Raw genomic sequence first — 7927 nt, 5'->3', positions numbered from 1 at the left:
AACAACGCCTGCTTTTAGAGTGTAACGACAAGCGGGTGCAGTATTGAAGGGTCAAGAACATATTTTGGTGTTGAGCCTTAAATTAAGCTGAAAACCATTCGTAACAAAATAATAAATTAGAAAAACTAAACCAAACGCGCTTATAATCATAGAAAGCCATTTGCTGTTTTCTAACCGTTCTGCCGGCGTCTGCTCCTCGTGAAATATTTGTTTTGTTGCTGCTTTTCTATTTTCTAGCAGTACTGGATCAATTGTTACAGCTTCCTTTTGGTTCATCATTACTCTATTAACTATTGGCACAGTAACGAATAAAGAAGCAACGATAGTCAAATTAAAGGCAGAAAAAATCGTTTGGTTTGTAGATAATAAACCAATTAAGTTTTGTGAAATATTATTTGGAGTAGCAACTGTCAAGGGAATAGAACCAGCAAGACCGCCATGCCAAACTATAAATCCGCTATATGCACTGGCAATTAACAAACGGTAATCTACTTTAGGCACTTGTCTCGCTAATTCTTTTGCAAATAATGCCCCAATTACTAGACCAAAACCCCAATTAATCCAATTTGCCGCCAAAGCTACTAACGTTACTAAAACTATAGCCTGTCCTGGTGTCTTGGCTATCGATGCCACTGTTTTAAGAAGACGGCTAAAAAACGGACTACTCGCTAGTACGTACCCTGTAACTAATACAAGAACCATTTGCATTGCAAATTCTAACAAGTCCCAGAACCCATCTCCCCAATAAGTCACCATATTGATTGGTGTACTAGGTGTAAAAAGTAATCCCGAAAAAAACACTACTAAAGTTAAAACAAGAACAAAAAGAAAAGGGTCCGGCAGGTAACGCTGTACTAAACTAGTTGAGATTCTCGTTAATGTCTTCAAATAATGCCTCCTTTGTAATCGCTTACATTTAACTTTATCGAATTTTTAACTTTAAGTGAAATACCATCCAGTTATACTTTTATTCGTTTTTAAAATGATCTGGCTATTTGAAATTACTCTTATTTGGAATTTTTATGCTCACTGAAAATAGCTAAAGTCTATATTTGAAAAATATATTATATTACTTAATAAGCCTCATTCAGGTATTCGTCTTTTCTTTTTGATATAATTCTTAGGCAGTTTTTATCTGCCCACGTTATGTTTAATTCACGTTGAAAGGACGATTGCTCATGAAACATACAATTTCTTTCTGGCTGGAAGCCGCGCGGGCAAGTTTTTTGTCTGTTATGCTGATGCCAGTGCTGCTGGGAGCACTTGGGGCTTTCGCATGGAACGGTGTCTTCGAGCCGCTTTGGTTTATCATTACACTGATCGGTGCGTTTAGCGCCCATCTGTTTTCTAATATGGTGAACGACTTATGGGACTACCGCAACGGCGTTGATACTAAGGCTCAGGATACCGCAAATGATGTTTCCACCAATTCCGGTATGCTGACGGAAGGGCGGGTGTCTGAGAAGACATTCGCGCTTGTCACCTGGATGTTTTTAACCCTGGCTTTATTATGCGGTATCATATTAAGTATCGCCAAAGGATGGCCGCTTTTGGTGCTTGCAGCTGCTGGCGGGATGCTTGCTTACTTTTATGTAGCCCCTCCGTTCAAGTTCGGCTACCGGGGCAAAGGTTACGGCGAAGTCGCCATTCTGCTTTCGTTCGGGGTTCTTCCCGTAATGGGAAGCTACTACGTGCAGACAGGCTTTTTTGACACCCGGGCATTTTTTCTCTCCCTTCCGATTGGTATCCTCACCACTATGGTACTCTACAATCACCACTTCCTTCACTGGAGAGCCGATCGTGACTCCGGAAAAAATACGCTTGTAGTAGTCCTCGGGGAAAAGAAAGGATTGCTTCTCTCAAAAGCCTTCACCCTGCTCGCTATGCTCACGATCCCCTTAGGTATCCTTGTCGGGGCGCTTCCCTGGTATGCCCTGATTGCTGTTATTTCTGCCTGGCCGCTCATGAAAGCATATACTGCCCTGGGGGATACTAATCCCTCTGAATCCTACGGACCGCTCATGGGGGCGTCAATTAAAAGTACAGTACTATGCGGATTTTTCTTGGCACTGGCTCTTCTGCTTCAAGGGATCTTTTAAACTACTATTTAATTAGGAGGCTTTTTGATGAAAACAATTCGATGGGGAATCCTGGGCACTGCCGATATCGCCAAAAAACAAATGCTGCCTGCTCTGCAGCATACGGAAAATGCACAAGTTCATGCAATTGCGAGCGGCAGCGGCAAAGCAGAGGCACTCGCAGAAGCTTTTCATATTCCGGAGGTCTATCACAGCTACGACGAACTTCTTGACGATCCCGATATCGATGCGGTCTACATTCCCCTCCCTAATCATCTGCACAAAGAATGGAGCATTAAAGCTGCCAGAAAACAGAAGCACGTACTGTGCGAAAAGCCAGCTGCGCTGAATCGGGCGGAAGCTGTGGAAATCAAAACCGTCTGCGAAGAAAACGGCGTCCAGTTTTTGGAAGCCTTCATGTACCGTTTTCATCCCCAGCACCAACTTGTCCAAAAGATTCTTGCAGGCAATGCAATTGGAGAGATTGTGACGATGCGTTCTTCGTTTACATTTCCGCTGCAGCATACCGAAAGCAATATCCGCCTTCATTCTCAGGCTGACGGCGGCGGGAGCCTTTATGATGTCGGCTGCTACTGCATTCACGCCATCCGGCAGGTTATGGGGGAACCAGACTATGCAAGCGCCTATTACTCTTTTCATGAAAACGGCCGGAGCGACTGGGCGGCTGCGGGGGTCCTTACCTTTTCCGATGGCCGACTCGCTCACTTTGACTCCGGCATGAATGCAGCCACCCGCAATGAGTATGAAGTAATCGGAACAAAAGGGGTTCTGCGCGCCCACCGGGCATTTGTCCCAACAGAGCAGCCATGCAGGGTTTCCATCGAACTAGAAAGCGGAGAATCCTACAGCGAAACTATTTTAGATAACTATTATGTCACCGGTATGCAGTCGCTTTCACTCGGTCTGCTAGAGGGAAGGGACTGGCCTTCGGACGGTTTTGAAGGAAATGCTTCCGTGCTTGAACAGCTTATAAAATCATGAAAAAGCCCGCAGCCTTCTTTTTTAGAAGCTGCGGGCCCTGTTTTGTTATTCTATATATTTTCGTTCGATGGACTCCTGCACGTTCATGATCGAAACTCGTGCCGTTAAAGCGTCTCCTTCGCTGATGACCTTCCCGGTTACATCAATCAGCGAAAACTGTGAGCTCGGCTTCCCGACAATGGATACCGGCTCTTCTTCCCAGAATATTTTTGCCGGCGGCCGGACGTAGGAACGTACACTCCGAAGAATATTAAAAGCCAGTTTTTTCGGCGTGCTGGACTGGTTCTCCCGGGCAAAGTTAAAGCCGTGCGCTTCTCCAAGTGGAATAAGTCCTACAGTCATCTTTTCGTTCAATGGTTTTGTATCCCCGTATCCCACCGTACTTCCTTTTTTGATTTCCCGGGTTTCCAGAAGCGGTGTTTTCAACTCAAACGTTTCTTCAAATCGCAGGCTGTTTCTGCTAGCTGCCTGGCCGAATATGGCGTTGCCGATACGGATCATATTAAAGCCAAGCTCCGGGTATTTGACAGCTATCGCGCTGTTGGCCATGTGTACATATTCAGGATGAATACCATAAATTTTTGTTATGATTTCTACGCACTGCGTTAAGCGGTCACTCTGAACAGTAATTTTTTCCGCGTGCCTGTTGGCAGCAAAATGAGAATAAACACCCTCCACCTTCACCGAATTCAGCGTTTGGTACGTTTCCAGGAATGGGTTTAAATCTTTTTCATTCAGGCCAAAACGGTTCAACGCAATGTTAATTTTTAAATGAAATGGATACTGGCCTGCGTTTTTCTTTTCCGCAGCCTCATTTAATTTTTTCAGCTTTTCAATTGTGTCCACGGTAGGTGTTAAATTGTAATCGATTACACGTCCCTCATTAAAATACGGCCCTAAAACTAAAATTGGGGTTTTTACTCCGTTTTTCCGCAGTTCAATGCCTTCCTCTTCAACCCCCACCGCTAAGTAATCCACTTCGTTTTCAATATACTTTGCCATCGGAACCAGCCCATGCCCATAGGCATTACTTTTTACAACACCGGCAAAAAACTTATCCGGCATCCGCTGCTTGATCTGGTTAATATTATTGCGTACAGCCTTTACGTTAATTTCGATCCATGAAGAGTTCATCTATTACACGCCCTTTTCTGCTGAATATCATTCTATATTTAAGAACAATTTCATGCGTCTTCTGTTCTATACCTTTCCGAAAGCCGTAAAAAACTACCTTTCCATTTCTTTTTATACAAATAACTCTCCCTTTTAGCCTCTAAGTTCCTAATCAATTGTATCGGATTAAAAAACCAGCAGTGCGGGTATGATTAACAAAGTGTACAAACTTTGTTTTACCGAAGGAGGACCATATATGAATGATGCAAACATTACCGCAGATCAGGCCGGCACGTTCCGGATTGGCGGCGATATAGAAGTGAACCGTTTAGGCTACGGCGCAATGCAGCTGACCGGCGAGGGCGTATGGAAAGAGCCTTCCAATCCTGACGAAGCTGTCCGCGTACTCCGCCGGGCATCAGAACTCGGGGTAAATTTTATTGATACAGCAGACGCCTATGGCCCGTTCACAGCCAACCGCCTTATTAAAGAAGCGCTCCATCCGTATAACGATGACATGACGATCGCGACAAAGGTCGGTCTTACCCGTGCAGGCCCTAATGACTGGCGCCCAGTGGGACGTCCCGAATATCTGCGCCAGCAGGTCGAGCTGAACCTGATGGATTTAGGCCTTGAACGCATTGATCTTATGCAGCTGCACCGGGTTGACCCTGAGGTTCCGGTTGCAGACCAGGTCGGTGAACTGAAAAAAATGCAGGAAGAAGGCAAAATCCGTCATATCGGGCTCAGTGAAGTGAATACCGAACAGTTTAAAGAAGCACAAAAGGTAACTTCTATTGCCTCTGTTCAAAACCGCTATAACTTGGCCAATCGTGAATCAGAAGAAATGCTTGATTATTGTAACGATAACAATATTGCTTTTATTCCATGGTTCCCTCTTGCCACCGGTGAACTCGCCCAAGAAGGCGGCCCGCTGGACCAGCTGGCCGAAGACCATAATGCAAAACCAGCTCAGCTCGCACTGGCATGGCTCCTGAAGCGTTCCGACGTTATTCTTCCAATTCCAGGCACTTCTACAGTAAGCCACCTGGAAGATAATATCGCTGCAGCCGGCATTAAACTGAGCGATGAGGAATTTAATACGCTTACTAATGCTGTGAAAAGCAGCAGTTAAATAATGTTTTATATAAAAGCTTTCAGCCAGCATCCGCTTCTGCACAGGCTGAAGGCTTTTTTCCCAGAGGAGAGAAAGTTCTCCCCTGATTCCCCTGAATGAAAGGAGCAGCAGCATGCTACAAACGTCCAGTCCTTATCTGCTGACGAAAGAAGATATGGAAACGTCCGACCGGCTCCCCTCCTGGCTGCAGGAGGAATACCAGACCTTCAAGCGCGTAGTAACGAACCCCGAGTTCCCCTGCTTTTTCGGCATGAAAGCACAGCGAAAAGGAGAACTGCGCTATTCTTATATCACTCATGACCATTGGGATCACCTTGGTGGTGTGCTCGAAAGCTTTCTCCATTTAATGGCGGAACCGCCTTTTACCAGGCACGGCCTGTTTCTTTTCGTCGAACCCGAAGCACGTGAGCAGTCCGTCGACTATTACCGCTCCTATTTCTGGGAGGTACTGCAGCACCTGCATGAACAGGACAGGTACAGCTGGCCGGGAGACAAGCCAAAAGATCCCGATCATTTTCTTTGGGACTACCATTTTGCCGGCGAACCCGTTTTTGTTTTCGGTAACGCCCCTGCCTATAAGCAGCGGAAAACGAGAGACCTCGGGAACAGTTTGATTCTCGGCTTTCAGCCCCGTGCTATTTTCGAAGGGCTTGAAGGCACAGAAAAAGGAGGCATCATGTCGAGAGAAAAAGTCCGGGCCCGCGTGGAGAAATGGGATAACCTCCCTACTCACCCGGATATCAGCCACTTTGGTGATCCAACACACAACGAGTGGAAGCAGTTTTTCATTGGAGACGACATTAAGCCAATAGAAGGCAAATGCCCATTTCATCATAAAGACGTATAGGTATCTCATCTACAAGGAAATTAATGGCCGCAAGCGCTTTCTGTGTAACGCAGGAAGCGTTTTTAAATGCCTACACTCTGCATCTTTAAATTTGAAGAACTGGGAGGAAGGCTTGTATAATGAAAGATGTATCATAATATAAATAATGATTTTTCAATATACACTGCTTAGCTTCAAAAATATATTTTAAAGGAGTATTTATGGCTGAAAAAAACACAGCAAAAAAAGCGGGCTGGCAGCTTGAACACAGCTATGCCGCCCTCCCGCAAACCTTTTTTTCCAAAATCACTCCAGCTCCTGTCCAGGGACCGGAGCTTGTTATATTGAACGAACAGCTTGCTGCTTCTCTCGGGCTTGATAGTGAAGCACTGCGGGAAGACGAAAACGTACAGGTACTCGCAGGCAGCCAGACGCCGGAGAACGGACTGCCGCTTGCCCAGGCTTACGCCGGGCACCAGTTTGGCCATTTTACGATGCTCGGGGACGGACGCGCCCTCCTTCACGGGGAACAAATAACCCCTGAAGGCCGCAGAGTTGATATTCAGCTGAAAGGGTCCGGCCGGACCCCTTATTCCCGGGGCGGTGACGGGCGTGCTGCGCTTGGGCCAATGCTTCGGGAATATATTATCAGCGAGGCAATGCATGCGCTTGGCATACCAACCACCCGGAGTCTTGCTGTTGTTAAAACCGGTGAACCCGTTTTCCGGGAAAGCGTGCTGACCGGGGCAGTATTGACACGTACTGCCTCCAGCCACCTGCGTGTCGGCACATTCGAATATGCTTTAAACCACGGCTCAATGAACGATCTACGGGCTCTCGCTGACTATACAATTGATCGTCACTATCCAGAAGTCCGGGAAACGGAAAATCCTTACCTGGAGCTGCTCCGCAAAGTCGTTACACGCCAGGCTTCGTTAATTTCCAAGTGGCAGCTTGCCGGCTTTATCCATGGAGTAATGAACAGCGACAATATGGCTCTCAGCGGAGAAACTATTGATTACGGCCCATGCGCTTTTATGAACAGCTATGATCCAAAGACTGTATTTAGTTCGATTGATGCGCGCGGCCGCTACGCTTACGGCAGGCAGCCGATCATGGCAGAATGGAATCTTTCCCGGTTTGCTGAAGCCCTTGTGCCGCTTATTGATGAAAACCAGGAGAAAGCTGTGGAGCTTGCTCAGGCAGAAATCTCTCAGTTCCCTGAGCGATTTAATGAATACTGGCTCCAGGGGATGCGTGCCAAACTCGGACTTTTCACGAAAGAACAGGAAGACGAAGCGCTTATCACCAGCCTGCTCAGCCTTATGCAGACGCATGAAGCCGATTACACGAATACCTTCCGTGCTCTGACCTTTAACCAGTTCGATGACTCCGGGCTCTTTACGGACAGTGACTTTGCTTCCTGGCAGGAACAGTGGCTTGAGCGCCTCGAAAGGCAGGAGGAATCCAAAGACCTCTCCGGACAGCTGATGCGTGACCATAACCCTGCGGTCATTCCACGGAACCATCATGTGGAAGAGGCGATTGAAGCCGCTGAAAAAAACGGGGATTACAGCGTGATGAACCAGCTCCTGAATGTACTTTCAGAGCCTTACGCCCATACTAAAGAGCAGAAAAAATATACAGCACCTCCCGCTCCTTCACTTGTGCCCTACCGTACGTACTGCGGCACGTAAAAAACGATGATTAATTACTGGAAGCCTCCGCTCACTGCTGAACGGAGGCTTCTTATTTTTATCACTGTTGCTT

7 protein-coding genes are annotated in these 7927 nt (G+C 46.6%); 5 read left to right on the top strand and 2 right to left on the bottom strand.

All coding sequences use genetic code 11. The features are described 5' to 3' along the window. Nucleotides 1–51: 51 nt before the first annotated feature. Nucleotides 52–888: a TIGR00366 family protein gene (locus tag ACTTK6_RS08060; RefSeq protein ID WP_462833127.1), complete on the bottom strand. Its 837-nt coding sequence runs from the start codon at nt 886–888 to the stop codon at nt 52–54. Between the two features lie 290 nt (nt 889–1178). On the opposite strand from ACTTK6_RS08060, the gene ACTTK6_RS08055 reads away from it, so the two are divergent. Together ACTTK6_RS08055 and ACTTK6_RS08050 are read left to right on the top strand one after the other, a co-directional pair. After that, nucleotides 1179–2099 (top strand): UbiA family prenyltransferase, encoded by a 921-nt coding sequence (locus tag ACTTK6_RS08055; protein ID WP_462833126.1) that lies wholly within the window; start codon nt 1179–1181, stop codon nt 2097–2099. Between the two features lie 27 nt (nt 2100–2126). Further along, the gene (locus ACTTK6_RS08050) at nt 2127–3080 is read left to right on the top strand and encodes a Gfo/Idh/MocA family protein (protein ID WP_462833125.1); all 954 of its coding nucleotides are present in this window, start codon (nt 2127–2129) and stop codon (nt 3078–3080) included. A 45-nt stretch (nt 3081–3125) separates the two neighbouring features. On the opposite strand, the gene alr is transcribed toward ACTTK6_RS08050, so the two are convergent. Continuing rightward, the gene (gene alr / locus ACTTK6_RS08045; protein ID WP_462833124.1) at nt 3126–4214 is read right to left on the bottom strand and encodes an alanine racemase; all 1089 of its coding nucleotides are present in this window, start codon (nt 4212–4214) and stop codon (nt 3126–3128) included. A gap of 235 nt (nt 4215–4449) precedes the next feature. On the opposite strand from alr, the gene ACTTK6_RS08040 reads away from it, so the two are divergent. The 3 genes from ACTTK6_RS08040 (at nt 4450) to ACTTK6_RS08030 (ending at nt 7854) form a co-directional block, all read left to right on the top strand. Next, nucleotides 4450–5328, top strand: coding sequence for an aldo/keto reductase (locus ACTTK6_RS08040; RefSeq protein ID WP_462833123.1), 879 nt, complete (start codon nt 4450–4452; stop codon nt 5326–5328). A gap of 115 nt (nt 5329–5443) precedes the next feature. Beyond that, on the top strand, nt 5444–6178 hold the full coding sequence (locus ACTTK6_RS08035) for a YqcI/YcgG family protein (RefSeq protein ID WP_462833122.1): 735 nt from the start codon (nt 5444–5446) through the stop codon (nt 6176–6178). Nucleotides 6179–6378: 200 nt separating this feature from the next. Further along, nucleotides 6379–7854, top strand: a complete 1476-nt coding sequence (locus ACTTK6_RS08030) for a protein adenylyltransferase SelO (protein ID WP_462833121.1) — start codon at nt 6379–6381, stop codon at nt 7852–7854. Nucleotides 7855–7927 lie beyond the last annotated feature (73 nt).

Source organism: Marinococcus salis (assembly GCF_054971365.1).
The sequence above is the reverse complement of the archived record's forward strand: the minus strand, read 5'-3'. Positions and strand labels throughout refer to the sequence as shown.

Excerpts from the sequence above, each read along its gene's own strand:
- ACTTK6_RS08055 (WP_462833126.1), top strand. The coding sequence starts at position 1,179 with ATGAAACATACAATTTCTTTCTGGCTGGAAGCCGCGCGGGCAAGTTTT.
- alr (WP_462833124.1), bottom strand. The coding sequence starts at position 4,214 with ATGAACTCTTCATGGATCGAAATTAACGTAAAGGCTGTACGCAATAAT.
- ACTTK6_RS08050 (WP_462833125.1), top strand. The coding sequence starts at position 2,127 with ATGAAAACAATTCGATGGGGAATCCTGGGCACTGCCGATATCGCCAAA.
- ACTTK6_RS08040 (WP_462833123.1), top strand. The coding sequence starts at position 4,450 with ATGAATGATGCAAACATTACCGCAGATCAGGCCGGCACGTTCCGGATT.
- ACTTK6_RS08030 (WP_462833121.1), top strand. The coding sequence starts at position 6,379 with ATGGCTGAAAAAAACACAGCAAAAAAAGCGGGCTGGCAGCTTGAACAC.
- ACTTK6_RS08035 (WP_462833122.1), top strand. The coding sequence starts at position 5,444 with ATGCTACAAACGTCCAGTCCTTATCTGCTGACGAAAGAAGATATGGAA.